Annotated in this window: 22 protein-coding genes, 16 tRNA genes, 1 rRNA gene and 3 pseudogenes; 10 read left to right on the forward strand and 32 right to left on the reverse strand. The window is 35.5% G+C overall.

The window, feature by feature from the left end:
- Window positions 1–7 precede the first annotated feature (7 nt).
- The 3 genes from ACQKMH_RS16065 to ACQKMH_RS16075 are packed head-to-tail and all read right to left on the reverse strand — an operon-like array spanning window position 8 to window position 3,135.
- A complete protein-coding gene (locus ACQKMH_RS16065) occupies window positions 8–835 on the reverse strand; it encodes a carbohydrate ABC transporter permease (RefSeq protein ID WP_376105225.1) in 828 nt (275 codons plus the stop codon).
- The gene (locus ACQKMH_RS16070; protein WP_427588463.1) at window positions 836–1,786 is read right to left on the reverse strand and encodes a carbohydrate ABC transporter permease; all 951 of its coding nucleotides are present in this window, start codon (window positions 1,784–1,786) and stop codon (window positions 836–838) included.
- A gap of 59 nt (window positions 1,787–1,845) precedes the next feature.
- Entirely contained in the window at window positions 1,846–3,135 is a 1,290-nt protein-coding gene (locus ACQKMH_RS16075; protein WP_427588464.1) for an extracellular solute-binding protein, read from the reverse strand.
- Window positions 3,136–3,532: 397 nt separating this feature from the next.
- Between ACQKMH_RS16075 and ACQKMH_RS16080 the strand changes: the two are divergent.
- Window positions 3,533–3,677, forward strand: a pseudogene (locus tag ACQKMH_RS16080) (IS6 family transposase); the annotation flags it as partial.
- A 5-nt stretch (window positions 3,678–3,682) separates the two neighbouring features.
- Here the strand turns inward: ACQKMH_RS16080 and ACQKMH_RS16085 are convergent.
- Window positions 3,683–3,781 (reverse strand): annotated as a pseudogene (locus ACQKMH_RS16085) (DDE-type integrase/transposase/recombinase); the annotation flags it as partial.
- A 223-nt stretch (window positions 3,782–4,004) separates the two neighbouring features.
- On the reverse strand, window positions 4,005–4,937 hold the full coding sequence (locus tag ACQKMH_RS16090; protein WP_427588465.1) for a glycerophosphodiester phosphodiesterase: 933 nt from the start codon (window positions 4,935–4,937) through the stop codon (window positions 4,005–4,007).
- Window positions 4,938–5,356: 419 nt separating this feature from the next.
- Here ACQKMH_RS16090 and ACQKMH_RS16095 point away from each other — a divergent pair, with 419 nt between their 5' ends.
- Entirely contained in the window at window positions 5,357–6,526 is a 1,170-nt protein-coding gene (locus ACQKMH_RS16095; RefSeq protein WP_427588466.1) for an ATP-binding protein, read from the forward strand.
- A gap of 180 nt (window positions 6,527–6,706) precedes the next feature.
- Here ACQKMH_RS16095 and clpP read toward each other — a convergent pair whose 3' ends face one another.
- From clpP to ACQKMH_RS16110, 3 genes are all read right to left on the reverse strand, one after another.
- Window positions 6,707–7,291, reverse strand: coding sequence for an ATP-dependent Clp endopeptidase proteolytic subunit ClpP (gene clpP, locus ACQKMH_RS16100; RefSeq protein ID WP_034305312.1), 585 nt, complete (start codon window positions 7,289–7,291; stop codon window positions 6,707–6,709).
- 30 nt (window positions 7,292–7,321) lie between these two features.
- A complete protein-coding gene (locus ACQKMH_RS16105) occupies window positions 7,322–8,032 on the reverse strand; it encodes a sigma-70 family RNA polymerase sigma factor (protein ID WP_427588467.1) in 711 nt (236 codons plus the stop codon).
- Between the two features lie 326 nt (window positions 8,033–8,358).
- Window positions 8,359–8,493, reverse strand: coding sequence for a hypothetical protein (locus ACQKMH_RS16110; RefSeq protein WP_427588468.1), 135 nt, complete (start codon window positions 8,491–8,493; stop codon window positions 8,359–8,361).
- Window positions 8,494–8,700: 207 nt separating this feature from the next.
- Between ACQKMH_RS16110 and ACQKMH_RS16115 the strand changes: the two are divergent.
- Both ACQKMH_RS16115 and ACQKMH_RS16120 read left to right on the forward strand, forming a co-directional pair.
- Window positions 8,701–9,271, forward strand: a pseudogene (locus ACQKMH_RS16115) (tyrosine-type recombinase/integrase).
- Complete coding sequence (locus ACQKMH_RS16120) at window positions 9,268–9,462, forward strand: hypothetical protein (RefSeq protein WP_427588469.1); 195 nt, start codon at window positions 9,268–9,270, stop codon at window positions 9,460–9,462. Before ACQKMH_RS16115 ends, ACQKMH_RS16120 begins: the two are co-directional and overlap by 4 nt.
- Before the next feature lie 57 nt (window positions 9,463–9,519).
- On the opposite strand, the gene glsA is transcribed toward ACQKMH_RS16120, so the two are convergent.
- On the reverse strand, window positions 9,520–10,461 hold the full coding sequence (gene glsA, locus ACQKMH_RS16125) for a glutaminase A (RefSeq protein ID WP_427588538.1): 942 nt from the start codon (window positions 10,459–10,461) through the stop codon (window positions 9,520–9,522).
- 295 nt (window positions 10,462–10,756) lie between these two features.
- Between glsA and ACQKMH_RS16130 the strand changes: the two genes are divergently transcribed.
- The 5 genes from ACQKMH_RS16130 (at window position 10,757) to ACQKMH_RS16150 (ending at window position 11,985) form a co-directional block, all read left to right on the forward strand.
- A complete protein-coding gene (locus ACQKMH_RS16130) occupies window positions 10,757–10,918 on the forward strand; it encodes a hypothetical protein (RefSeq protein WP_427588470.1) in 162 nt (53 codons plus the stop codon).
- Entirely contained in the window at window positions 10,915–11,082 is a 168-nt protein-coding gene (locus ACQKMH_RS16135; protein ID WP_427588471.1) for a hypothetical protein, read from the forward strand. Before ACQKMH_RS16130 ends, ACQKMH_RS16135 begins: the two co-directional genes overlap by 4 nt.
- A 31-nt stretch (window positions 11,083–11,113) precedes the next feature.
- The gene (locus tag ACQKMH_RS16140) at window positions 11,114–11,323 is read left to right on the forward strand and encodes a DNA-binding protein (protein WP_427588472.1); all 210 of its coding nucleotides are present in this window, start codon (window positions 11,114–11,116) and stop codon (window positions 11,321–11,323) included.
- Between the two features lie 78 nt (window positions 11,324–11,401).
- Entirely contained in the window at window positions 11,402–11,605 is a 204-nt protein-coding gene (locus ACQKMH_RS16145; RefSeq protein WP_427588473.1) for a hypothetical protein, read from the forward strand.
- Window positions 11,606–11,667: 62 nt separating this feature from the next.
- Window positions 11,668–11,985, forward strand: a complete 318-nt coding sequence (locus ACQKMH_RS16150) for a hypothetical protein (RefSeq protein ID WP_427588474.1) — start codon at window positions 11,668–11,670, stop codon at window positions 11,983–11,985.
- A gap of 703 nt (window positions 11,986–12,688) precedes the next feature.
- Here ACQKMH_RS16150 and ACQKMH_RS16155 read toward each other — a convergent pair.
- The 6 genes from ACQKMH_RS16155 to ACQKMH_RS16180 form a co-directional block, all read right to left on the reverse strand.
- Complete coding sequence (locus ACQKMH_RS16155; protein WP_427588475.1) at window positions 12,689–13,105, reverse strand: hypothetical protein; 417 nt, start codon at window positions 13,103–13,105, stop codon at window positions 12,689–12,691.
- A gap of 651 nt (window positions 13,106–13,756) precedes the next feature.
- Window positions 13,757–13,841 (reverse strand) — tRNA-Leu (locus ACQKMH_RS16160).
- Window positions 13,842–14,050: 209 nt separating this feature from the next.
- Window positions 14,051–15,217, reverse strand: a complete 1,167-nt coding sequence (locus ACQKMH_RS16165) for a retron St85 family RNA-directed DNA polymerase (protein ID WP_427588476.1) — start codon at window positions 15,215–15,217, stop codon at window positions 14,051–14,053.
- A gap of 185 nt (window positions 15,218–15,402) precedes the next feature.
- Complete coding sequence (locus ACQKMH_RS16170; RefSeq protein ID WP_427588477.1) at window positions 15,403–16,305, reverse strand: retron St85 family effector protein; 903 nt, start codon at window positions 16,303–16,305, stop codon at window positions 15,403–15,405.
- Window positions 16,306–16,794: 489 nt separating this feature from the next.
- Entirely contained in the window at window positions 16,795–18,282 is a 1,488-nt protein-coding gene (locus ACQKMH_RS16175) for an HNH endonuclease (RefSeq protein WP_427588478.1), read from the reverse strand.
- A 461-nt stretch (window positions 18,283–18,743) separates the two neighbouring features.
- Window positions 18,744–19,889, reverse strand: a complete 1,146-nt coding sequence (locus ACQKMH_RS16180) for a hypothetical protein (protein ID WP_427588479.1) — start codon at window positions 19,887–19,889, stop codon at window positions 18,744–18,746.
- Window positions 19,890–20,859: 970 nt separating this feature from the next.
- On the opposite strand from ACQKMH_RS16180, the gene ACQKMH_RS16185 reads away from it, so the two are divergent.
- Window positions 20,860–22,050: a hypothetical protein gene (locus tag ACQKMH_RS16185; RefSeq protein WP_427588480.1), complete on the forward strand. Its 1,191-nt coding sequence runs from the start codon at window positions 20,860–20,862 to the stop codon at window positions 22,048–22,050.
- 322 nt (window positions 22,051–22,372) lie between these two features.
- Here the strand turns inward: ACQKMH_RS16185 and ACQKMH_RS16190 are convergent, their stop codons facing one another.
- The 17 genes from ACQKMH_RS16190 to rrf all read right to left on the reverse strand — a co-directional run.
- Window positions 22,373–23,326, reverse strand: coding sequence for a tyrosine-type recombinase/integrase (locus ACQKMH_RS16190; protein ID WP_427588481.1), 954 nt, complete (start codon window positions 23,324–23,326; stop codon window positions 22,373–22,375).
- A gap of 163 nt (window positions 23,327–23,489) precedes the next feature.
- A tRNA-Leu gene (locus ACQKMH_RS16195) sits at window positions 23,490–23,570 on the reverse strand.
- 8 nt (window positions 23,571–23,578) lie between these two features.
- Window positions 23,579–23,652, reverse strand: a tRNA-Cys gene (locus ACQKMH_RS16200).
- Between the two features lie 8 nt (window positions 23,653–23,660).
- Window positions 23,661–23,735, reverse strand: a tRNA-Gly gene (locus tag ACQKMH_RS16205).
- 3 nt (window positions 23,736–23,738) lie between these two features.
- Window positions 23,739–23,813: transfer RNA gene (locus ACQKMH_RS16210), tRNA-Gln, on the reverse strand.
- Between the two features lie 37 nt (window positions 23,814–23,850).
- Window positions 23,851–23,926, reverse strand: a tRNA-His gene (locus tag ACQKMH_RS16215).
- Between the two features lie 17 nt (window positions 23,927–23,943).
- Window positions 23,944–24,017, reverse strand: a tRNA-Trp gene (locus ACQKMH_RS16220).
- A gap of 6 nt (window positions 24,018–24,023) precedes the next feature.
- Window positions 24,024–24,107, reverse strand: a tRNA-Tyr gene (locus ACQKMH_RS16225).
- Between the two features lie 16 nt (window positions 24,108–24,123).
- Window positions 24,124–24,199, reverse strand: a tRNA-Thr gene (locus ACQKMH_RS16230).
- Between the two features lie 7 nt (window positions 24,200–24,206).
- A tRNA-Phe gene (locus ACQKMH_RS16235) sits at window positions 24,207–24,282 on the reverse strand.
- A gap of 12 nt (window positions 24,283–24,294) precedes the next feature.
- Window positions 24,295–24,370, reverse strand: a tRNA-Asp gene (locus ACQKMH_RS16240).
- 5 nt (window positions 24,371–24,375) lie between these two features.
- Window positions 24,376–24,449 (reverse strand) — tRNA-Met (locus tag ACQKMH_RS16245).
- A 104-nt stretch (window positions 24,450–24,553) separates the two neighbouring features.
- Window positions 24,554–24,629 (reverse strand) — tRNA-Val (locus tag ACQKMH_RS16250).
- A gap of 15 nt (window positions 24,630–24,644) precedes the next feature.
- Window positions 24,645–24,719: transfer RNA gene (locus ACQKMH_RS16255), tRNA-Glu, on the reverse strand.
- A 10-nt stretch (window positions 24,720–24,729) separates the two neighbouring features.
- Window positions 24,730–24,821: transfer RNA gene (locus tag ACQKMH_RS16260), tRNA-Ser, on the reverse strand.
- A gap of 5 nt (window positions 24,822–24,826) precedes the next feature.
- Window positions 24,827–24,901, reverse strand: a tRNA-Asn gene (locus ACQKMH_RS16265).
- 9 nt (window positions 24,902–24,910) lie between these two features.
- Window positions 24,911–25,014 (reverse strand): 5S ribosomal RNA (gene rrf, locus ACQKMH_RS16270); the annotation flags it as partial.

Here is a 25,014-nt window from a genome sequence, read left to right on the forward strand (position 1 = left end):
GTAGCCATTATCCTTTGACGGATCCTGCTGCAACACCTTTCACAATTTTTTCCTGAGCTACTAAATAAACGAGTAATAACGGAAGACTCGTCATTGTCAATGCTGCCATTATGCCTGGTACATTGACGGAAAAATCACCATAAAAATCTCTCAATCCAAGTGGAAGAGTGTAGTTCTCAGGTGAACTAGTCAAAACTAGAGCGAAGATAAATTCATTCCAAATGTGAATAAAATTATAGATCGCTACTGTTGAAATAGCAGGTGTAAGCAACGGGAATAAAATTTTCCAAAATATCGTAAAGTGGCCGCATCCATCCATTTCAGCTGATTCTTCCAATTCTTTCGGAAGATCTTTTAAAAACTGCGTGAAGATTACTATTGAAACGGGAAGTGAGAATGCGACACCTGGACCAATTAGTGCCCAAATCGTATCATAAAGGCCTAGGTTGATTGTCAACAAATAAATCGGAATGAGCGTTGTGTGAATCGGTATCATCATTCCGACTAAAAAGAGCAAAAATAATGGTTTGTTTAACCTGAATTTCATCCGTGCCAACGGGTAGCTTGCCATGGCTGACAGAACGACAACGAGCACAACCGAGATGACTGCGACAATGACACTATTGAGGAAATAGCTGAAAAAGTCAGAAGCAAAAAGCACCTTATAGTTTTGCATTGTAAATACATCAGGTAGAGACCACGGAGCGGTCATAAATTCAAATTGGCTTTTGAAAGATGTATTTATCATGATTAAAAAAGGGAGACCTGTCAGTACTAAAATGACGATAGCCAGTACATACAATGGCATCTTGCTTAATGTTTGTACGATTTTCATTTAAGATGCTCCTTTCCTTTTGTTATCCAAAGTTATAATCACCAGCGTTGTTAAAAAGGCGATAACGAACATTAAGAAAGAGACGCTGCTTCCATACCCCATGTTAAAATTCGTAAATGTCTGCTTATACATATAAGTAGCCATTAGTTCTGTTGAATTATTTGGTCCACCGCCGGTCATAACGTAAATCAAATCAAAATATTTTAACGAACCAATAATGGATAAAATAGCTGAGGTAACGATCGTCGGCATAAGGAGTGGCAAGGTAATGTTCACAAAGCGTCGCCACTTGTTGGCGCCATCCATATCAGCTGCTTCATATAATTCCTCTGGTATGCCTACGATTGCTGCTCTAAATAAAATCATGTAAAAAGGAGCAAACTGCCAACAAATCGTCGCAATGACAGCCCATATAGCTGTAGACTCATTTCCGAGCCAAGGGCGCTGCAAGGACTCTAATCCAACTGCACCTAATAGCTGATTCACGATCCCATAGCTGCCATCATAAATAAATGAAAACAAAATACCGATTGCTACAGTTGACATTAGAAATGGCATAAAATAAATAGAGCGAAAAAAACGCATTCCTTTAATCGGACTGAATAAAAGCAAAGCCATGATCAAACCAATTGGTAACTGTGACCCCAAAGATGTGACTACCAGCAAAGCATTGTTTTTCAGTGATTGCCAAAATACGACATCTCCAAGCAACTGAACATAATTTCCAATTCCAATAAAGTTGAAATTATTGTCAATTCCGGACCATTCAAAAAGACTATAGTAAAAAGTCATTGCGATGGAGTACACCACATATACGCCATAAAAAAGCAAGGCAGGTGCCATAAATCCTGCAATAACAAGAGCATTCCCGCGCTTTCTTTTTTTTATTATTTGTTTTACAACCGTTGATTTAGGTACTGATATAGGAATTTCTTCTACTCTTTTATGCAATTATCTCACCCCTTTTGTAAATGCTGCATGGTTTACATATCAAACCATGCAGCATTTCATTATTCTAATACCTCTTTAGCCTTTTCTTCTACTTTAGCAGCTGCTTCTTCCGGCGTGATCGACAGGCCGAACAGCGCTTGTGTTGTATTTAAATGCACTTCTGCTAACTCAGGAGGGAGCGTTTGATCATAAAATGTTTGCAAGTATTCTGCATCTTCCAGTACTTTGCTAAGTTTTTCAGTGTATTCATCTTCATAGGACACCCCTTTTACTGCTGAAATTGTGCCCTTCATATTTGCTAACTTCTCTGCTGTTTCTTTGCTGGATAATTCTTTGACAAGTTCTACTGCAAGGTCTGCATTTTCGCTTTTTTCTGATACAGAAAATACTGGGCTTATACCACCTACGACATGATTTTTTGCCCCTTTTCCGCCTGTAACAGCTGGGAAGAGAAAGAAGCCTATATCTTTTTCAATTTCTGGGAACTCTTTGCGTACATTACCAAGGTACGAACTAACCATCACTTCCATCGCAGCCTTTTCAGTATAGATGAGCTGTCTTGATTGTCCTGTATCATAGTTCATACCGTTCATTCCTTCCGGAAATGCACCAAGTTTAACTAATTCCTGAATCTTTCTTCCTGCTTCAATATAGGCTTTATCATCAAATGTTCTACCAGTACGTCTAAATGCTTCGTTGAAAAGATCAGGCCCCCCGAAACGTTCGGCAAAATACATTAAATAAAATGCACCCGTCCATTTTGACTTGTTGGCAAGAGAGAATGGAATAACATCGTTTGCTTTTAACGTTTTAATGACCTTAAGCAATTCTTCATAGGTTTTTGGCTCTTCGATATTATATTTTTTAAATATTTTTTTGTTGTACCAAACTGGCACGACGTTCATACCTACTGGAGCACCATACACTTTGCCATCGAAAGTTGATTCGGATAAAGCGGCTTCTAGATAGCTATCCTTATCAATATCATTTGTAATATCTCTAACTTGTCCCGCATCCACAAAATTTTTAAGCCATCCGCCGCCCCACGAATGGAACACATCCGGCGGGTTGCCCCCCCCCATCGCAACGACCAATTTCGATTTATAAGGATCATTTTCTTGTTTGATTAATTTAACTGAAACTCCTGGATGTTTATCCTCAAAACGCTTGACAGCATCTTTCAGCCCTGGTTCTCCACCTTGAGATTCAATATGCCATACTGTCAATTCTTTTTTACCCCTATTGCTTTCAGATGATGATCCGCTGGATGGGTTTGCATTTGGCGCTTGACAAGCTACTAGTAAAATCAATGATAGTAAAATAACGATTAAAGATTTTCTTTTAAGCATATTATCCCCCCTGAACTGTTAACGCTTTCATTTCTCACTATTAAACTTAACAATCCTACCTCCTACGTCCTTTTCTTAATGACCAAAACTAAGTTTATCCAATAGACAAACTATTAATCTTATATTAAATTACTCTTTTGTTTTTTGCAATAAAGTTTTGAATATTTAGTATATTATGTTTTTCCCTCAAGGCGTTCGGTGTTTCGATTGGAAGCAAAAGCTGGAGGAATGCTTCTTTTCTTTGATTGGTTGATTCCTTTCGGGTTTTAGTACAAAAACTCCAAGATAATCCAATTATTTTCTAAATCATAGAGATACGGTTACTATTACTCTAAAAAGGTGTGTGATCAGTATGTAAAAACAAAATTTATTCAAGTGGAAGCATTATCAGCCTGACATGATTTGTTAACAGTGAGAAGGTTCCTGTGGTACAACTTGAGCTTTCGTAATGTAGTGGAGATGATGGAAGAACGCGGCTTATCGATGGCTCACACAACTGTTATACGTTGGGTTCATATATAGACCGGAATTAGATGGAGGGGCACGGCTTTTTGACTCTTGTTTTACTGAGATAAAAATAAATTGTGTTTCCTTTGGAATGCACTTCACGATACAGATACATCCATTGATCTTTTACTTTGATATAAAGCTTTGCGGTTTTTCATGTTTCTAAGCCTCGTGTCATGACGGTTGATAAGATCCGGCCTATCCTATAGCAATTTAAGAGTGCATTTGGTATACCCAGCTAAAAGAACAATAGTCATATGCACACCTACTTTCCCCCAAAATTACATATCACAATTTGATAAACAAAAAAACCCCGGATAACCGAGGCTCACCATTGGAACACTTTATTTAGTTAATCCTCATCATTTCTCGTTTTTATTGTGTTTATCATGCTTATATTCTGTTAGTACCTCGTTAAAGACATCCGGATAATTTGTAAACAACCCTGTTGCCCCCCATTCTAGAGCCTTTTTCATATCCGCTCTTTCATTTACGGTATATGGATGGAATTGAAGGTCATGGTTTCGGACCATCTCCACATAATGTCCATCCACCTTATTGAAGTTCGGACCAACGCCAATTGCATATTCCTTAATCGTATCCAATTCTTCATCAGAAATGGTTGCTTGATTCTTATAGGAAAAAAGTTGCATCAGCGGTAACTTTGGATTCATGTCATGAACCTTCAAAAGGCTTTCTTGACTGAACGATTGAATAAGAACATTTTTGGTACGACCCTTTGAATCTACCATTTTGTAATCTTTCAAAACCTTCAGAAGTTCTTCTTCCATTCCTGGATAAACATCCGGAGACTTTGTTTCAATATAGTAATTGGCCTGTCTCCCGAATTTCTTGAAGACTTCTTCAAGAGTGGGAACAACTAACCCTTCATAACTCTTTTTTGCCATTTGCGGATATTTTTCATTGAACCATGTACCGGCATCCAGTTTTTTGATTTCAGCCAGCGTTAAATCTTTCACAAGACCCGTACCATTCGTCGTACGATCCACTTTTTCATCATGCATCGCTATCAATCTTCCATCCTTCGTCATCTGAAGATCGATTTCTATGTAATCACCCTTCATTTGTTCTCCCAATTGATAGGCAGGTATGGTATGTTCAGGAGCATAACCAGAAGCCCCCCGATGTGCAATATTCACAATTTTCTTTTCATAAATAGATGAATTCGCATGATTTTCATTGGCAGCAAGGGCCCCCACTGATGTAGCCTGCAAGATAAAGGCAGCACTCATCATACTTAAACCGAATTTCTTAATGCTCAGATTCGTCTTCATTTTCTCTCTCCCCCTCCTGTTATTACCATCATTTTAGAAGGGGAATGTGAATCTACAGCAAATATAATGTAAAGAAACAATATATTTGCTAAAATAGGCATAATAACCCACGACGCAAAACACCCATAGAGTAAATTCACAGTTAGTTATACCCACACCGAGTTCTATCATCCATTTTCACTCTGGGTTGCAAGCTTAGTAACATATGTTTGTTGAACGCAAGAAGGGCATGGTGTAGTTATTTGCCCTATTTGAATATGGAAATAGGGACAATTGATGGATAAATCTATTTTTTATGATTTACAAAAAACTAGTAACAGATTACTATTAAACAAAATAGAATATGAATGTTAAGGGGATTTATGCTAAAAAATTATCAATATTACCAAAACAAACACCGATTTATAATGAGGGCATTCATGGCAATGATATCTTTTTTACTATTGGTTGGCATTTCTGTTTCACCAATAAGTTGGAAAGAGAATCCTTATGATATGACTTTCCAGGTCATTCTTATATCCGGAATGATAATTTCTTTGCTATTTTTCATTAAAACAGAAGTCAATTTCTATAAAACCCTATTCATTTCCTTAATTACTGTTTATTCATATAGTAAATTTTGGGTATTCCCAGATACTGCAATCATGCTAGCTTTATTTGCAATAGCACCTTTGATCCCCATTTTTCTCTTTGATAAAATTGGATTTTATATTGTTGCTACTTTAAATCTCATTTTAGGTCCTGCTTCCATCTTGATCATTTCGCATACAGATCTTCAATACAGGTATGAATATGTTGCTTTGGATAGTTTCGGCAATACGCTGAATTTCATAGCTATCCAAATCATATTAGTATTCGTATTCATAGGCACCAATAACAGGATGGAATCGACCAATGCATTCCATAAAGAAATTCAACAGGCCAAGCAATTGAATTCAGTTGGACAGCTTGCTGCCACGATTGCGCATGAGATACGGAACCCCATCACTGTCGTGAAAGGGTTTGCACAGTTATTGGATCAAGAAAAGGAACTGAATGAAACGGAAAAATTTTACGTACAAACCATGCTTACTGAACTTGAATATACACAGGTAATAATCAATGACTATTTGTCTTTGGCAAAACCACAAACGGATAATATGCAGGTCATTCCTTTAAATAATGAAATCCAAAAGATTTCCGATCTGTTAACCAGTTTTGCCAATAATCGCAATATAGGCTTTCTCCTTGATTTCCGCGACGATCTGCAAATTAATATGAATCCGATCGAGCTTAAACAAATACTTGTCAATATCATGAAAAACGGGATTGAATCGATGAACAATCCCGGATTCATACAGGTGGAAACAGAGCAGGAACGCAATATGGCAAAAATACGAATAACGGATACAGGTATCGGCCTTTCCAAAGCTCAGCTTGAAATACTCGGCACTCCATTTTATTCACTTAAAGAGAGGGGAACTGGTATCGGTCTGACCGTTTGTTATACGATCGTTCAAAAATACAAAGGGAAAATCGTGGTGCAAAGCGAATTGAACAAAGGAACATCCTTCACCATTTATTTGCCCTTATATAAAGAAAAGCAATAAACAAAAAAGGATGACCACCCATTACCGGCGCTCATCCTTTTCTATTAGGCTTTACGCTACCTTGCCATTTTCTAAAAAGCGGACAAACGGTAAAAAGGGCAAAAAAAGAAACGGTCGATATGCGTATATCGATCGTTTCTTTTCGTTTTCATCCAGCTTATATACTGATGGTGTATTTAATTAATTATCCTGAACGATTATCTCATCGATTATACCGTAATCCTTCGCCTCATTTGCGCTTAAGAAGTAATCACGATCTGTATCCTTTGCAACCTTTTCGATAGGCTGCCCGGTTCTTTCCGAGATGATCTGATTGATATGATCCTTTAGCTTCAAAATCCTACGCGCCGAAATTTCAATTTCCGTAGCTTGCCCCCTTGCCCCTCCAAGAGGTTGATGAAGCATGATTTCACTATTTGGCAAAGCGCACCTTTTCCCTTTCGTACCCGCCAATAAAAGCATGGCACCAAATGATGCAGCCATACCCGTGCATACTGTCCGGATATCAGGCTTAATATATTGCATCGTATCATAAATGGCAAAACCGGCACTAGTTGATCCCCCAGGACTGTTAATGAAGATGGTAATTTCTTTATCAGGTGCATCTGCTGCCAGGAATAACAATTGGGCAACCACACTATTGGCTAAATGATCGGTGATTTCTTCCCCAATCATAATGATACGGTCTTTTAGAAGTCTGGAATAAATATCGTATGAGCGTTCACCCTTGCTTGATTGCTCAATTACATATGGAATGGTAGTCATATCTCTTCTTCCTCCTAACAATTTTTTTGGCTATGCAGCCATTGAGAGTGTGTTTGAAGGAGTGAAGCATGCTTTGGAAGAAATCGAACGATTCGTTAGTTTAGGAATCATGGATTCACTGTTCAGAGATTTGAAAAATGGAATGCTTCTAATGAGGAGATCAGGATTTTGGGTCTTCAAAGCCTGTGTCATCAGTGACATCAGCCTCTGTTCCTCATCATCTTGCCAATCTTCCACACAGGACAACTTACGCTCATCAACACCATCATTGTCAAAACGCTTTTTCACACGATTCAAGATGGCCTTTACAGCACTTTCCGTAGTGTTCAAATAGACCGAAATCTCTTTAGATCGATAGAGGAACCCTTCCTTTAACATGAACACTACAGCTTGTTTCGGGGTAAGGGATTTGATCATATATTCAACCGTTTCATAGGCATTCTCACCAATTGCCCCCTGTATATCCGTATCCAACGGATCTTCTAAAGATTCTTTTTTTCTTTTTCGTATCGTATCAATCCAGGAATGGCGGGCTATCGTCTTCAATAAAGCCGTCGTTATCTCCGTTTTATTCCCATAGCCCTTCATTGCCTTTAATACCGTATCCTGTGCCAAATCCTCACCATCCCAATTATTTTGGGTAAGGAATCGGCAAAACCGAAGCAATTCAGGATAGACTTCATGCAAAATCATGCCGTTATCCTTTTCTTCAGAAATATCTTCCCTCAACTTATTTATCATTTTTCTCACTCCTTCAACACCCTCTATCCTCTAAACGTTTCAGAAAGAGAAAAAGATATGGGGGTGAAAAAATTTTCCTTCATTCTTCATTATATTCTATTCCATTTTTTCCAGTGGATTTCCTTTCATACTAAAAACCTGTTTGTTAATATCCAAACAGGCTAATGTCCTTGTTCTGTATGAAGCAAATAGACGCTCTTCTGCCTATCCGCGGTGTACCTGGTTCGTCACCAATCATTTCAGCTAGGCATTTATTTTCTAAAACACTTAAAATTTTTTCTGTAAAGCTGGATGAGTGCTGAATCCGTAATATTCACTTAAAGCCTTCATGCACTACTATTGATGCTACGCTGGAATTCATCAGCTTCCGTTTTTTCAATGAAATCATTCAATCCATCGATGAATAATTGTTTATCCCTTGGCAAAATCCCGCTTAAAGTTAATGCATTCGAAGCATGCAATGACGATATTCTTGTATCGTAAAAAGTGCGGCCTTTCTTTTGAAAAAAATAAGAAAAGGCCGCGTTTGCATTTTTCTACATTCATCCACTGGATTTAAAACACTCCTCACGTTGACTTCTATCCTTTTCAAGTGTTACCCTTAAATTAACTAAAAAGTATACATTCAAAACACTGACTCCACTAGCGTGAAAAAAGGATGATCCACAATGCCAAAAGAACATTTAATTGATGTTCAACCAATCAAATCATTGGATAAAATAGACGATATGAAATGGTCATTGAAAAGACATTGCAGCGAAAGAGATTACATATTGTTCTTGTTAGGCATCAATACCGGCTTGCGTGTATCTGATTTATTATCATTGAAGGTAAAGGATATTAAAGGCAAAGTGAAGATCACCGTTAAGGAAGGCAGGACAAAGAAGCCTAGAATAATAGCGCTTAACAATGTATGCCATGAATTAGCAGCTTATATAGATACCATTGATAGTGAATGGCTATTCCCTTCACGCAAAGGTGATAAGCCAATAAGCCATATACAAGCCTACAGACAGCTTAATAAAGCCGCAGATATGGTAGACATCGGCAGCGTGGGAACTCATACCATGCGCAAGACATATGGCTACTGGCTCTATAAACGAAGTATGGACGTAGCAGAATTACAAATCATCCTTAACCATTCACACCCTGAAGCTACGTTAAAGTACATTGGAATGAGATGAAGGAACAGACGACAGCTTACATGACTTGTATTATAGGAGGACGGAAGAAACATGACACTGGCCGAATACAACGCAAAATACGAATATATCATACGCAGCAATATGTCCGACAGACAAAAGGCATTGAAATTATCTGATTTAATGATGGATATGGAAGGGCATCTAAACAATGAAATCGGGGAACATCAGAATAAAGAAGTACATGCTTTATATAAAAAAGTAACTCTTCTATCCAACTTATTATGATCGATGAGACCTTGCCCTTATTGTGCAGAGGTCTTTTTTTACTAATGGTGTCAATGTTTACAAATTAAACATACTTAAGGAATACTTTTTCGCCATCATTTCCAAGATTTTTATCCCGGCAACGCTGTTCCCCTTTTCATCCAGCGCTGCACCATAAATTCCAATCCCACATTTTCCGGGGACGGCACCCATGATTCCCCCTGACACACCGCTTTTAGCCGGAATGCCAACATTAATGGCAAATTCACCTGATGCGTTATACATGCCGCAAGTAACCATGAATGTCTTGCAAATACGGGCAATATCCCCGGGGATGATTTGCTTTCCTGTCAACAAATCTTTCCCATTCATGGCCAGCACACAGCCTATCCTCGCCAAATCCTGACTGTCCATTTCAATGGCACACTGCTTCGAATACAATTCGATTAATTCCTCCACATCTTCATTTATTACATTATGCTGCTTTAAAAAATAACTCAACGCCCTATTTAAGTCTGCTGTATTGTATTCTGACCGGGCAACATCTTCATTAAAACCGATAGTAGGATTTTGCGTCAACTCCCGGATAAAATGTAATATCCGCTTGAATCGCTCATTTACACTGTCACCTGCAATCATATGGGTCACAGTCAATGCTCCTGCATTAATCATCGGGTTTAACGGCTTAGATGGTTTGTTTGTCTCTAACTTGGCAATCGAATTAAAAGGGTCCCCAGTGGGTTCTTTTCCTACATAGGAAAAGACGTATTCCTCCCCTTTTTCCATTAATACCAGTGCAAGTGTCAAAACTTTTGATATGCTTTGCAGGGTCATTTTTCCGCTTACATCCCCCGCACAATATCCTTTTCCGTCAGGATAGTAAATAGCAACAGACAATTCCCCAGGATTCGCCTTTTCAAGAGCCGGTATATAGTCTGCCACTCTTCCCATATTTGCATATTTTTTTGCCATATCGACCAGTTGCTGTAATTCTTCATTTGACCTGCATTGACATCCCATATTATTCACAATTTTCCGCCCCTTAGAAAATTTGTCATGCGAAGTGCTCTTAGATAATGGTCTTATTATTTATTACCATATTTCATCGATATTATTTAAAAAACTACGAAGCGGATAATAATGGATGGTCATGAGCTTGATGTTGAGGGCTCATACGGATAAATCAGGTATGCCAAACTTTTAGACCACTCCGAAAGGGATGGATTTTTTTTGATTGACAGCATAATTATGGTACTTCATACTTCTATAGTAATAGATGTAACAGAATATTTAGTCAATTAGGAGGGTGAAACTTATGAAACCAACAGTAATGACATCGGATTTACAATTATTAGCAGATGTTTTCAGGGAAAATAATTGTACACGTTTAATAAGCGCAATAGCAGAAAAGGATTTTCAAGTGGCTCAAATGCTTGATGCATTAATAATTGAGGATAAAAGGGAGGATGACATGTGACTAAGCTCAGAATCCTTTTAACCATTCCAATTTTGCTATATGGAATTTTCATATTTGTTTCCATTCAAAGCGATAAGAATATTCCACTTTATTTGCATCTTCTATTCGCAACCTACTTGATGTTGTTTGTACATTATGAAGAAAATCCGGAGGTGAAACCATAACAGATTTTTACGAGATTAAATGTTTTGATAAATGAGGTTCATAAAAAACGATGTACTTTTAACTTCTGAAGCTATTGAACTGCTTGGAATAACGAGAGCTCGTCTCCATAGTTGGATGACAAGTGGAAAAATCACGGCTTGTAAATCATCTGGAGCCACATCGCTACTCCTCAGAGGAGATTTAATCGAGAAAAAGAAAGAACTAATCGCTCTCAGAAGAAGTTCGACCATGGGAGCATGAATGAAGTGAATGTGAGTGCACATGGATTTTACCAACGTACCACACGTATTTCACATTGAATCGAAAGTAGGTCAAGCAATGGATGAGTTTAAGAGTTTACAAGAAATTTATAATGCCAACCGACCAGAAAATAATGAACTCATTCGAGCGATTCAAGCTCACTTGCAATTGAAGTATCCAGACAAACGAATGACAGCTACGAGAACCTTACAAATAATTGTGGCGGATAAAATCGCTTCTGGTGAATTGCGTAATGTGGAAAGTCGGCTTTTATACAGTTAATAAGGTGCGAAACAACGTTTCGCACCTTTGACCAATTACAAAACACAGGGGATATGCAACCAATGAAAAAATACATAAACAAGATCAGGATAGTTGGCTTCATTTTGAGCATCATGCTCATGGTATTCAGCTACGGAGTAATGTTCTTTAGTGCATTTTTGGATGCTACTCCATACACAAATCCTAAGTCAACTGAAGTTGACCATGGGCAATCAAAAATATGGGAAGGCATGAGCAAAGAAGAATATCAACATATTAAACAAGCAGAAGATGAGAAAAAATCAAATTATGTTGATTATAAAGATGAGCCCACATTCGATCCAAATGAGCCATCGGAATTTAACCTTTTTGAAGGCGGAAATGAAAACGATGAATATTAAGAGGACAACTCGCCAATTCATTCAACCGAACTCCACAATCAATAAACAGCATCAAAATGGTATAATCCCTAAGTTCAGTAAACGTCCGTTTATCACACAAAGAGAATATTAATTGCAATTGCTCCTTCGATAAAGAGTTTACTGCTTGTATCCGTTCTTTCAGCAGTTTAATATTCGCCATCGGATTCTTTTTGATGTGTTTTGATCTGTGAAGAAAATTGCAGAGACTCCTTATCGCCCGCAATCTTGAATGAATGGTGGTTACCTTCAATCCACTTACCTGCATATTTACTATCAAGAATTTAATATCCTTTCCTGTCATTGTTACCAATGTTCGTTTAATGGCATTAAATTGTTCTCGGTAATATTTCAAAGTGTGAGGACGGAGATTTCTTAATTGGCAGTCTTCAAAAAATAATTTGAACGCCCATTCACCAGATTCAACGTATGAGGGTTTTGTAACAATTCATAGTTCATCTCTTTTACCCATAGCACACTACCACCACACATTATTTGTACATATTCTTTAGATACTGTAGTGCTTGATGTAATAGCGATTCTTCGCTATCGGTTTCTTTTTTTGATATGGTTCACCATACAAAAATGAGGTGGTGTTAAGTTGTAACTAACAGCTCACCTCACTGAATTAATAAATAAAATTCTCATGTCGCAACTAACTTAATTTCCATTTTCTTTGAGTACTTTAATTTATTAACATTTCATCTAATTCACGGACTTTATCATATGACTCCAATAGTTGTTCAGGTATCAATGTTCTCCCATAATCCCAAGCATTAGTTTCTATTTCAGATTTTAGCTTTTCTTTTTCTTCTTCGTAACCATACATTAAAATCCTTAAATCATGTTTGTTTTTCTTAAAATCTAAATAATAACCAATCATACGATAAAGAATAATTTTAACAAAGTCTTCCTCTGTCTCTTTAATTCTAATTTTACCTTTATAACCGTTAACTTGTAGATAATTAAATTTTATAGTATTGGTCGATACGTTATAACTCATAGGTGCACTTAGATTATTGTCAAATTCATAAATCATATCCAAATTGTGCTCATTTAATGTATTTTTAATTATCTTTTCGATATCGCTTATATAAATCATTTAACTATCACTTCCCTTTTAAGAACTACTTCATTATAGTAATGGCTTAAGTTATTCCCCTTTATCAATATAATAAACTGTTGAGATATTAAAATCACACAGTTATAAAACAAAGGAAATATTTACTATATAATAATGAAGTGGATTAAATCCTACTAGAAGAGTGTGACTGCTCCCCACTAGAACCCCAAAGGAAAGGAATTTGCTTTTAATTTCTCTCAATCTAGTATTAATAGTGACAGTTTTTAAGCCTTGCTGCTTTATATAAAGAATCACATTCCGTTGGATTATCTCGTAAGTAACGCTATTCGGGTGTGACACTATATCTTGCACCTCAAGGTAACGTTCAAACACTTTCAACTCGTTCAAATAGTAACGAATCGAATGTGAAAATAAGTTTCTAAGTTTGCAATCATTAATAAACAACTCAAGGAATCATAGAAGTCATAGGACTTGGAGTTTTTATGCACTTTGGAGAGTTCACCACTGGAGAGAAAGTTATCGCGTCTAGCCAATTTACACGCCCCTTTTGAACTTGTGGTCGTACGACTCGTGGAATACGACTGTTAGGAAAATAATCGTGTGTTGTAAACACAAAAAAACCTCACACAATTAAGTGTGAAGCTTGATGTAATAGCGTATCTTCGCTATTGGTGATACCGGTGGCCGGGGTCGAACCGGCACTCCAGAGGAACACGATTTTGAGTCGTGCGCGTCTGCCAATTCCGCCACAATCTTGATATATCAATGTTTTGAGAACTTTTATTTGGTTAATTTATGTTGTTGTCTATACGATTATTAAGTGCCTAATTTAAAAATACTCGTATCTACTTTAAATGTCAACTTGGCGACAAAATGCCTTTAAACTCAAAACAAAAACACTCTCAAGTAGAGTGTACAATCTCAGCTTCATCTAGTGTTTCAACTTTCATGTTTATTACTTGGCTAAAAGTTAAACTCATCTTCTTGATTGGTAGCTCCAGTTTGTTGAAGGGTCTCTTCAATAATTTCCTCGATGTATCGTCTCTCTTTTAAAAACTGATACCTTTCTTGCTCAAATAGGTGCAACTCGTATTCATCATCAATTCCCATAAGTATATTTTCATTATAAACCATTTCATTTAAATCCTTAAATATCTTATTTTTATTAAAGGCTTCTACTGTCTCACTAAAATATTTGTAATCTTTTTCTATCAAATTATTTGTATAAGTCTTTATTTTTTCTACATAACCTTCCTCTATGGAATCTATATAAGAAATATAACCTCTTATTATATTTTTCTTAGAATAATCTCCACTTACCAGGGCGTTATGTATCATTGCTCTGACTGTTTTCTTTAATTGTTTATTTGCTTTGAGTTTATTATCATTTACTGTAATTCCAGTAACTTTTTTATGCGATGAAGGAGAAAGCAATCTTGTTTTCGAGGGATTAATAATGAAACCTTCATCAATAATTATATCCTTAATAACACTCTCCATTTTTCTTAATATTACTTTATTGTCACACGAAAAAGTTAAGTCATCCGCATATCTAGTATACAAGACGTCCCTCTTTGAAGATAAGCCTTTTAATCTTTTATCTAATTTATAACAGATTAAATTAGATATATAAGGAGAACATACTCCTCCTTGTGGTAAATAGCCTTTATATGTACATAGGTTTGTTAGAATATTAGAAACTAATGAATTATATCCTAGACTTTTAAAGAAATAGAATACTCTCTCTCTTTTTATAGTAGTAAAAAAATCTTTTATATCTAGTTGTAATAAATATAGACTGTATTTATGATGCTCTGCATTCTTTTTACTACCATTTCCAATTCCTTTTCGGAAAGCCATTGATTCATTCGTTACTTTTATTTTTTCAAGAATCTCTGCCAATATCCATCGCTGAACTAGTTTTAATGAATACTTCGGGCTGTTTATCTCTCTTTTAGTTCCATTTCTTTTAAATATATAAAATGAATTATAAAACATTTCAGGTTTTTTAGATAATAAATATAACATTGTTTTACTTATTCCAATAGAATTTGAAAGTGATTCAAAATCCTTAATTATTGGTAGGTCTAAGGAATATAAAATAAAACTATTTGTAAAATCTTTTTTCATATCACCGCTCCTCTTACCTAAAATTCTTTTATTAGAAGAGAGTTAGTTGCTTCACAAGAGTGAAGTAACTGGCGCTCTTCTGGTAAATCTAGTTCCCACGTAGCACAATAGAAGACGAACCGTCTCCCACATAACTAAACCATAAAACAAAACATGTACATTATTATAAATTTAGTCAGTAGCATCTAAGAGGAGCGGTAATACTCATTCCTAATGATACCAAATCTTATTCTATCATACAAAGCATTTTTGTCTTTAATATCTATTTCTCCCAGTAATTCATTAACCATCTTATACCCATTCTCTGTTAATGTGTATGCTGTTTTTCCTTCTATAATGTTCTTGCTAATAAACTTGCCTTTGTATAGAAGTTTTAAAGTCGGTCTGAAAAGAGTATCAAAATCTTCAATTGTATAACCCTTATTATTAAATAAAACTTTTAGGGACTTTGTTAAAAGTTCAACATCTATTTTTTTAAAAAAATACAAAGTTATTGGAAGAAAATAGTATAACCCAATTAGAGTATTTATAGGTTTATAACTACCTTCCTTTTTTCCCTTAGTCTTTATCATTTTATTCTCAAAAGTCTTTTTCAACTTTTCATTAATACCCTCTAATTCATCATTATAAAAAATTACACGTTCTTTACCTATATGTCTCAAAATTTTTACAGGGCCAAGCATAATAAAACTTTTTTGTCTTTTTCTTTTTTCTTCAAGTAATGCTATAACCTTATCAACGGTATTATCATTATTAGTAAAAGCTCCCAATTCAACTAAAGAACCCGCACTTTCACAAACTATACAAATTATGTCACAATTGTTTGCCAAAAATCTTTCTAGACTTAATAAATCATAGTCTTTATTTTTATTTAGCATATCAATGAATAAATCTTCTGGATATAAAACCCTGATATTCTCAAACTCCCTTAATCCTTCTCTTATCTTATCTCGTACTGAGGTTTTCTTTTTACTACTTGCCCCCCCACACAAAAAAACATCTATATACTTCTGACTCATTTTGTTAAAAATCTCATCATGTATTTTCAATAAGATATTATTGTAAAAGTATTTCTCCTTTTTTGTCATAGAATCACCCTTTATATCCCTCTCATAACTCTCTTTAATTTTAGTTTGTTGGACAACTATATTTATATCTGAACATTAAAGAAAAAATGAAAATTAGACCAAATCTTATCCAACAAGGTAAATCATACCATACAAAAAAATTGTAGGTATATTATTTTAGCTTTCCATTTTATCCCTCCCGTTCTAACATTCTTTGTAGTTCTGAACGCTCCATTGATGCCCGCTTAGTTTTTCAATAAAAAACACTGTACACCCCTGCTACTTTTAATTTATTTTGTCGAGCGATGTTTTTCCCTTCACTACCTACTCGTACATTGTTTTCAATTAACTCCATTAACCCTTATGTATAATCATATTTTGCTAATAATTACGGTAATGGTCAAACGGTAATTTCCTTTCCTTATTCAAAACTGTCTAAACAATCCACGAATTAACTTAGAATATATTAAAAGCTAAGTTTTTGTATTTAACAGATTCATAACAACAAATTTAGGTTTGTTTGTTATGTAAAGAGACATTAATTACTTTTTTCTTTTTCTCTTCAAAAAGTTCCCAAGTAAATTCTAAATATTTCAAATTGAGATTATGTTGTTCTCTCATCTTTAGTTTTGATAAGTGATACTCATCCTCCTCACCGAAAATACAATGAACTTCTTGAGTTTGGGGATTAATGGCAAAATACAAATCGTCAAATTGTGTGTGGCAATTTGGACATAGAACTATTATGTTTTGACCATTGTCGTCGCCCCGATGCAACTTATTATAAGGTTGAATATGATGAGCTTCAGAAGTATACTCACCAGTTGATTTTCTTAACCTATACCCACATAATTGACATTCATTGTCGTACATCGTTCTTAACCGTCTTGAAATATTACTGTCTCGTACCATTCTCTGAATAGATACTTTATTCAACTCAAGATTTCTTATATTATTCATATCATAATCTCCAATATCTCCTTCATTTAAGTCATTACCTTCAGAATAAGCACCTTCTATAATTGTCTTTGGTCTTTTTTCTGGTAATATATCTTCAATATTATATCTGTCACTAACAATATCTTTATTCTCAATTCTAATAATCGATAAATACTCATTAAAGGCATATTCAAATGCTCTGCTATTAGTTTCTTGTTCCATTAATATTTGATAGATACCCTTCCCCTTTGTAGATACAAGTATATATAGCATCATACTTCTTATTAATAGTCCTTGATAAATATTTTTCCCTTCGAATAAAGCTAGGTTATCAACTCTATTTAAACAGTTAAATAGCATATTAATTTTTTTATTATTTAATGGGGCATTGTTCATGATTAGAAGTGCATTCTCTTGGGTGTGGAGAGTATCTCGGTATGAAAGATATTCTTGTAGATAATTTGCAGTAATTTCGTTTATAGACATCCATTCTACTAAATCTGAATTATACGCTAAACGTCTAATATTTTTTATGCGATTTTTTTCAAAATCAATATCCTCCATTTTAAGTTTTATTACATCTTCTTGTTTGAACATGTAAAAGAAAGAGAGAGCGCAAAGCAAAGGAAGAATCTTCTCTTCATATTCATACTTATACACTACTTTATTGCTAAATAACTTTCTTATTTCATTTGGAGTAAGAAAAGAAATCTCTTTCTTTCTTAATGGCTCTTCTGAAACAAAGACAGACTTAATATTATTTTGCAGTTGAAAACATAAGTAATCTTTTAAAAAACCTTCATACCGTAAAAACTCTAAAAAATGCAATAAACTTGGACGAACATTATTTGACTTTCTTCTTCTAAGCAAAGAGAGTCTCTCAATATTAAAAATTTTCTCATAGTCATTCTTAGTTACCTTACCTATCACATAATTTTCAAAATAATCATTCAAGATAACTTTATAACTTGATATTGTACTTGGTTGTAATTTGGCTTGTTCAGTCACATATTCAATAAACCCATCTAAGAAAAATTCGTATTCTTCAGAATCAAACACTTCACCCTATCCCCTTTCCGCGTTTAAAACACGTCAAAAACGTCAAAATTACTTTACGATTATTTCCCATTTAATCAAACTAAGAACAAGGAATATTTATATTTTTAATTATTATTCTGTTATTTATATTAAAAATTTATCACACGTAAGAAGCATGTTATTAGAGGTGATTAGATAAGGATAAACTACTAATTGCACGGAACATATTTTTAACTTGATTAAGTGCCTATATCACTCTTATTAAGTAGTTAAAACCTCTCTTTTATCCATCCTGGCTATCTACTTATATATATTAATTAAAACAGAACAAACAAAAGAGTTAACACTCTTACAATTATTATCCAAAATGTAAAATATCTGAATTTACCACTTAATACTCCAATCTAGAGTAATTCAAATCCCTTTTTACAAGTATCAAATAAGACATTCAGCGTAATATATCTTTTTCCCTCCAAATGTATCTACCTATTTCCCACAATCGTATTCCTTATCCAACGATAAATTGTTGGAAGATTAACCTCAAAACCCTTACCCTGAATTTTTGTTAGGGAGACTGTACCACCGAGTATTTCCTCTTTTTCATTATTTTCGCCTTGACTAATAGAAAGAAGTGAATGTTGAATTATTGTTGCATCAATTATTACTTGTTGTTGTCTGATTGTAACTTGTTGATGTTGAATAGTTTCCTCCCTTGCTTGAGAAATGGCATTGCTTAGCATAAGTTGACCGTTCAAATGTTGAATGTTAGCCATTAATTGTTGTACTTTAGGGTCTATAGGCATTTGCATATTATTAGTGTTAGACAATATATCAGGCATTTGCAAATAAATCTCAAGGGCCTGTCGAATTTGCATTAGTGCTGTATGACCTGAGATAGGGTTGACTGAAAATAATACATCTCCTGCTTCATGCTTAATATCAGCTGTTGCTTCAATACCTAATTCCTTAAGAAATTGAACAAAATATAAGAGATACTGTTCACAAGGCGTTCGAACTTGCTCAGGAAAATTAAATATACTTAGGACAGTATTCTTACCCTGAGAAAGTAATTTATTAATTACCTCATCATATATTTTTTTAATTGAAGACAATCCACCCTCAATAAAAGAATTAATTGTTTCGTTTCCATCATATATTTCAAAAACTATCTCACAACCGTTTATAACCACATCCTCATCCAGCTGTCTCCACTTAAATTCCAAATCTCTGTCACGATTTATTCTTTCACTTATTACCTCAGCAAATTCATGAATACTAAAAGGATTTTTCCAATCTTGAAAATCATTAAAACTTATTTCAAAAGCTAGAATATATTTATTGATTCCAACATTTTGAATTTTTTCGATATTTATACCATCAATTAAATCTATAAGTTCATATTTGTAATTTGATTTTATAATAGGGATTTCCGACATTGCATCAATAAAAGTTGAGTTAAAGGCTAGTTTAAGATACTCCAAATCATCGATTTTTGCTGTAAATTCTCCCATAGGAAAATCGGATATATACCCAGATTCTCTAGGTACTTCCATATCATTAATCAATAGTGAATATTCATCAAAACTCTTCTTATATTTTACCTGTATTTTCTCCCCGATTTTAATCATAGCGTTGTCCCCCTTTTACAATATGACTCTAAAAATACTAGAATCCCTTATAATTATTTTCACAAAAAGTATATCATAAGTAGTACCAATATTTTCTTGTAAAATACATAAAACCCATAAACATACTTATAGGAGGTTACAAATCACAATATCCATTTTATAGGAATAGCTATAACAGAAGCTAAATGACTTACTTAAAATTTTGTTATTAGATTATGAAATGTATAGTTTTAATTCGTCTTATCTTTTGTCAAAAGATAGATAATAGTACATAATTTGACAAATATCGATAATTGTGATATAATATTATTAATAAGACACTCCCCTCTATCTAAAACATCAAATTCTTGGGGCAACACATCAAAATATTACTTTTTAATAAAACCACGCAACATAAAACAATTGATAAACTTCGATAAAAAACACCGATTTTATCTATACCACAAGAACATTATATCCAACATTAATGATATACGTATAAGTCATCTCTATTGACAACATTTAGGTAACATTCACACGAGTAACATATTCATAACAGAGTGTGGGGATTGTACAGCATTATCATGTTTGTAGAAGTGATTCATTGCAGTTGGTGAATAGCACGCCCAATGAGCATCTACAAGGTATTAAAAAGAAGCAACGACTAACACATGTTGAAATGATTAAAGGATTGGCCTGCAAACATGAATTGAATACTCAATGAATTGTTCATTATGTACCTTTTTTACACAAGCACGTTAAAAAAGTTGCAAAGCTATCGCTTCACAACTTATTTCAACGTGTTGCGATGCAAAAAAGGTACGCCAAAAAACATCGCTGATTACACTTAGATGTTGTAATAGTGTTTGGATAAGCAATTGTTAAGTATAACGTTCAAAAAAATTTGAGGAAAGATTAACTTTCAAATATATATTTATATTAGAAAGCTGATTTTTCCCCAAAAATAATATAATGAATGGAGAATGAAGATTTGAAAGTTTTTACATTAGAAGTAGCAGTTATGGAATTTGGAAGTGATGCTATGATTAAGCAATTCAATGGCAAGAAAGAAAGTAGTAAGAAGAAAAAAGGAAGTATTGATGGTAAATATACAAAACAATTAATTAGTGAAATGGAGTGCTACTTTGAATCTGTAACAGCTGAAGGTAAGGGTGCTGACAGAATATTTACGTGTGAAGGAGAATATGAAGAAAAACAAGCAAAGAAAGATGGTCGTAAAAACAACGGTGCAAAAACACCATATGAATATGAAATCAATTCACTTGTCTTGGATTACATCTTGAAAAACAAGCCAAAACCAATGTCATTAAATCAATTGATAGTAGTAACAGGATTGGTTGATAGAAGATTTACAGTCTCATACTACAACAATGTGGTGAAGACAAATTGTCATGATGAATTAAAAGAAAAGTATAATGATACTTTTATAGATGATGATATTGTTATGTTGGACCACTTTGTTAAAACAGAATTAAACACGTTAAAAGATAACATTAAATCTGTACTTAGAAAATTAGCAGATAAAAAAATTATTATGCATAAGGTTGAATGGTATGGTTGTGTTATAGGTAGTGAGAATCATAGACCATTAACAGATAATGAATTTATTGCTGTTGGTGATTTAAAACGTGATGTGGCAACAAAATATGTTATTAGTTTAAAAGATACCTGGAAACAAAATGATAAAAAGGTACAGGAGTATTGGAAGGAATATAATAAACGCCTTCAAAAAGAACTTGGCTTCAAGTATTTATATGAAGCTCATGGAGCAGTTGTGCAGGTTGCTGATAAAGATATAGAAAGATATTTTGACAAACTGATTGAAAAAGATGAGTTGGTATTCTGTTATGGATTAAGTGAAATCAACATTGCTATGATGATAAATGATTTCAAAGGTTTATATGGTGAACATGCAGTAAAACGTGCCATAGATAGACAAGAACATAAAAATAATAGTGACCATGATTTGATTAAGCAACATAAGGTATTGGGAGAATATGTACCAATGTGGGAGAAACTTTTAACATTTTATGATTTAGCAAATGTGAAAGATAATGAAATAATTCAGTTGCAGACGAGCAATTCTTATACAGAAGCTATCGATAATGGAAGGAGAATATTACAAATTGAAGAAGGACAAGAAGCAAATAAATCAGCTTAATACATACATAAGTGTTGAAGTTATTCCATTGACAAATGAAGAAGTTAAATAGTATTAAAACCCTTTCTTAAATGCGAAAGGGTTTTGATGTTCCGTTTTTGAATGTCTAGGAAGGAGCGGGGAACTGAGTAGCAACCGCAAGAGAATAAAATCTAATGATGAAAATAAGGTTAGATTGCGAGGGTTACTGTACTACTAGCTTTATTGAGAAATATTCCCCCGTTTCTGGTGATATCCACGCCCCCTATTAAGAAACACACTCATCCGATAATGAGTGCATTTCTTTGCGTTTTAGTGCTGTAAAATAGTGTAAGGGAAATCTTTAGACTCTTCGCCCTCTCTTCTTTCTTGGACTTTCAGAATACTTGGCCAATATACTATGCTTTTCATATCCATTTTTCAAATCCTCAGAGTACAAATTAACATAGTTTAAAGTAACATCCAATGTAGAGTGACCAAGTAAGCGTTGGAGCTTAAAAGCATCTCCACCGCTCGTTACATAATGTTTTGCAAATGTATGCCTAAAAGCATGTATGGATCTTTTACTGACACCTCTACGCTTATTATAACGAGCAATAGCATGTTGAATAGAGTTCCTTGTCATCTGTTCTCCTAATTCATTGATAAATAGAAAATCATCCTTTTTGAATCTGTACATTCGAAGATATTCGGTTAATATTTTAATGATGTACTCACTGATTGGATTGAATTGAGCCTTTCTGTTCTTAGTCGTTGTCAGAACCACCATACCATTTTCTAAATCAAGGTCTTCTACTTTTAAACTAAGAATTGTGTTTAACCTGTTTCCTGTTTCCAATAGGTAATTTACTAACACCCAATTTCTATGCTCTACGAAGCCACATCCTCTTATTTCAGGCTTCTTAATCAATTTCAATATCTCTTCTTCTGTATAAGGTTCTTTTTGTTCTTTATCTGCTTTAATAAGACTAATATCAAATTGACTAAGAAATCCCTCTTTCATAGCAAAATAAAGAAATGCTCTTGTAGCCCTCATATAGGTGTTAATCGTTGTTGCCTTTAGTTCCCTTTTCTTTAAAGATAGAATAAACTTATCGACCAACCTTTTTTCAATTTCACTTACCTGTTCTATACCTATTTCCTCTAAATAACGAAGGAAATGAATTAGGTTTTGCTCATAAAACCTTATTGTCATAACAGATAAATTTTTCACTCTGTTTTCTAACTGAAAGTCCTCATATAACTCTTTAACAGTTTTCTCATTACTCCCTTTTTGCCATTCACGAATCTTAGCCATTACATACACTCCCTTTAAGATATTTGTACTCTTAAAGGCATTTAATAATCGAAGTTGTTGTCCACACGATTAGCATTCTGCTTTAGTCAATTAAACACAAAAAAAGCCAATGCTGAGATTGTCTCAAAGCATTGACTTATAAGGGTTAAACCCTTTAGATTGATACCGGTGGCCGGGGTCGAACCGGCACTCCAGAGGAACACGATTTTGAGTCGTGCGCGTCTGCCAATTCCGCCACACCGGCATGTATGTTGGAGGCGGCAACCGGAATCGAACCGGTGGTAAAGGTTTTGCAGACCTCTGCCTTACCGCTTGGCTATGCCGCCAACGTTTTTGGAGCGAAAGACGGGATTCGAACCCGCGACCCCAACCTTGGCAAGGTTGTATTCTACCACTGAACTACTTTCGCATATGGCTGGGCTAGAAGGGATCGAACCTTCGCATGACGGAATCAAAATCCGTTGCCTTACCGCTTGGCTATAGCCCATTAACGTTGTATTCATTATATCACATTTATTGAAAAATGGGGCGACTGATGGGAATCGAACCCACGAATGCCTGAACCACAATCAGGTGCGTTAACCACTTCGCCACAACCGCCATTATAAGATTAAAATTGGCAGGGGTAGTAGGACTCGAACCCACACTGGAGGTTTTGGAGACCTCTGTTCTACCTTTAAACTATACCCCTATAAGATGGTGGAGGGGGGCAGATTCGAACTGCCGAACCCTAAGGAGCGGATTTACAGTCCGCCGCGTTTAGCCACTTCGCTACCCCTCCGCATATGGATGAAACATGGTGCCGGCAAGAGGACTTGAACCCCCAACCTACTGATTACAAGTCAGTTGCTCTACCAGTTGAGCTACACCGGCACTACTATGGTGGCTCAGGACGGAATCGAACCGCCGACACAAGGATTTTCAGTCCTTTGCTCTACCGACTGAGCTACTGAGCCAAACAATGAAAATGGCGGTCCCGACGGGAATCGAACCCGCGATCTCCTGCGTGACAGGCAGGCATGTTAACCGCTACACCACGGGACCATAGATTGCGGGGACAGGATTTGAACCTGCGACCTTCGGGTTATGAGCCCGACGAGCTACCGGACTGCTCCACCCCGCGACGTTAATAATGTTGCTATTAGGAATCAAGTTTTCGTGTTTAACGTTTCAATAGGATGAATAATCCAACCCATTATGTAGAAACAACTTGTTCTTGTTGAAAAATGGTGGAGGATGACGGGATCGAACCGCCGACCCTCTGCTTGTAAGGCAGATGCTCTCCCAGCTGAGCTAATCCTCCACTATGTTGTCTTAATGGTGACCCGTACGGGATTCGAACCCGTGTTACCGCCGTGAAAGGGCGGTGTCTTAACCGCTTGACCAACGGGCCAGGTATAAAATGGCGGAGAGCAAGGGATTTGAACCCTTGAGACAGGGTTACCCGTCTACACGATTTCCAATCGTGCTCCTTCGGCCACTCGGACAGCTCTCCAATAATGGCTCCGCAGGTAGGACTCGAACCTACGACCGTTCGGTTAACAGCCGAATGCTCTACCACTGAGCTACTGCGGAACAATACAAGCTTGGCGACGTCCTACTCTCACAGGGGGAAACCCCCAACTACCATCGGCGCTGAAGAGCTTAACTGCCGTGTTCGGAATGGGAACGGGTGTGACCTCTTCGCT

The sequence above is a fragment of the Peribacillus sp. NPDC097895 genome, assembly GCF_050277555.1.
GTDB lineage: Bacteria > Bacillota > Bacilli > Bacillales > DSM-1321 > Peribacillus.

Coding starts and splice junctions, on each gene's coding strand:
- ACQKMH_RS16140 (WP_427588472.1), top strand. CDS start 11,114: ATGAGGTTCATAAAAAACGATGTACTTTTAACTTCTGAAGCTATTGAA.
- ACQKMH_RS16065 (WP_376105225.1), bottom strand. CDS start 835: ATGAAAATCGTACAAACATTAAGCAAGATGCCATTGTATGTACTGGCT.
- ACQKMH_RS16090 (WP_427588465.1), bottom strand. CDS start 4,937: ATGAAGACGAATCTGAGCATTAAGAAATTCGGTTTAAGTATGATGAGT.
- ACQKMH_RS16130 (WP_427588470.1), top strand. CDS start 10,757: ATGAAACCAACAGTAATGACATCGGATTTACAATTATTAGCAGATGTT.
- ACQKMH_RS16095 (WP_427588466.1), top strand. CDS start 5,357: ATGGCAATGATATCTTTTTTACTATTGGTTGGCATTTCTGTTTCACCA.
- ACQKMH_RS16170 (WP_427588477.1), bottom strand. CDS start 16,305: ATGACAAAAAAGGAGAAATACTTTTACAATAATATCTTATTGAAAATA.
- ACQKMH_RS16075 (WP_427588464.1), bottom strand. CDS start 3,135: ATGCTTAAAAGAAAATCTTTAATCGTTATTTTACTATCATTGATTTTA.
- ACQKMH_RS16155 (WP_427588475.1), bottom strand. CDS start 13,105: ATGATTTATATAAGCGATATCGAAAAGATAATTAAAAATACATTAAAT.
- ACQKMH_RS16180 (WP_427588479.1), bottom strand. CDS start 19,889: ATGATTAAAATCGGGGAGAAAATACAGGTAAAATATAAGAAGAGTTTT.
- ACQKMH_RS16120 (WP_427588469.1), top strand. CDS start 9,268: ATGACACTGGCCGAATACAACGCAAAATACGAATATATCATACGCAGC.
- glsA (WP_427588538.1), bottom strand. CDS start 10,461: ATGGGATGTCAATGCAGGTCAAATGAAGAATTACAGCAACTGGTCGAT.
- ACQKMH_RS16150 (WP_427588474.1), top strand. CDS start 11,668: ATGAAAAAATACATAAACAAGATCAGGATAGTTGGCTTCATTTTGAGC.
- ACQKMH_RS16145 (WP_427588473.1), top strand. CDS start 11,402: ATGGATGAGTTTAAGAGTTTACAAGAAATTTATAATGCCAACCGACCA.
- ACQKMH_RS16190 (WP_427588481.1), bottom strand. CDS start 23,326: ATGGCTAAGATTCGTGAATGGCAAAAAGGGAGTAATGAGAAAACTGTT.
- ACQKMH_RS16165 (WP_427588476.1), bottom strand. CDS start 15,217: ATGAAAAAAGATTTTACAAATAGTTTTATTTTATATTCCTTAGACCTA.
- clpP (WP_034305312.1), bottom strand. CDS start 7,291: ATGACTACCATTCCATATGTAATTGAGCAATCAAGCAAGGGTGAACGC.
- ACQKMH_RS16105 (WP_427588467.1), bottom strand. CDS start 8,032: ATGATAAATAAGTTGAGGGAAGATATTTCTGAAGAAAAGGATAACGGC.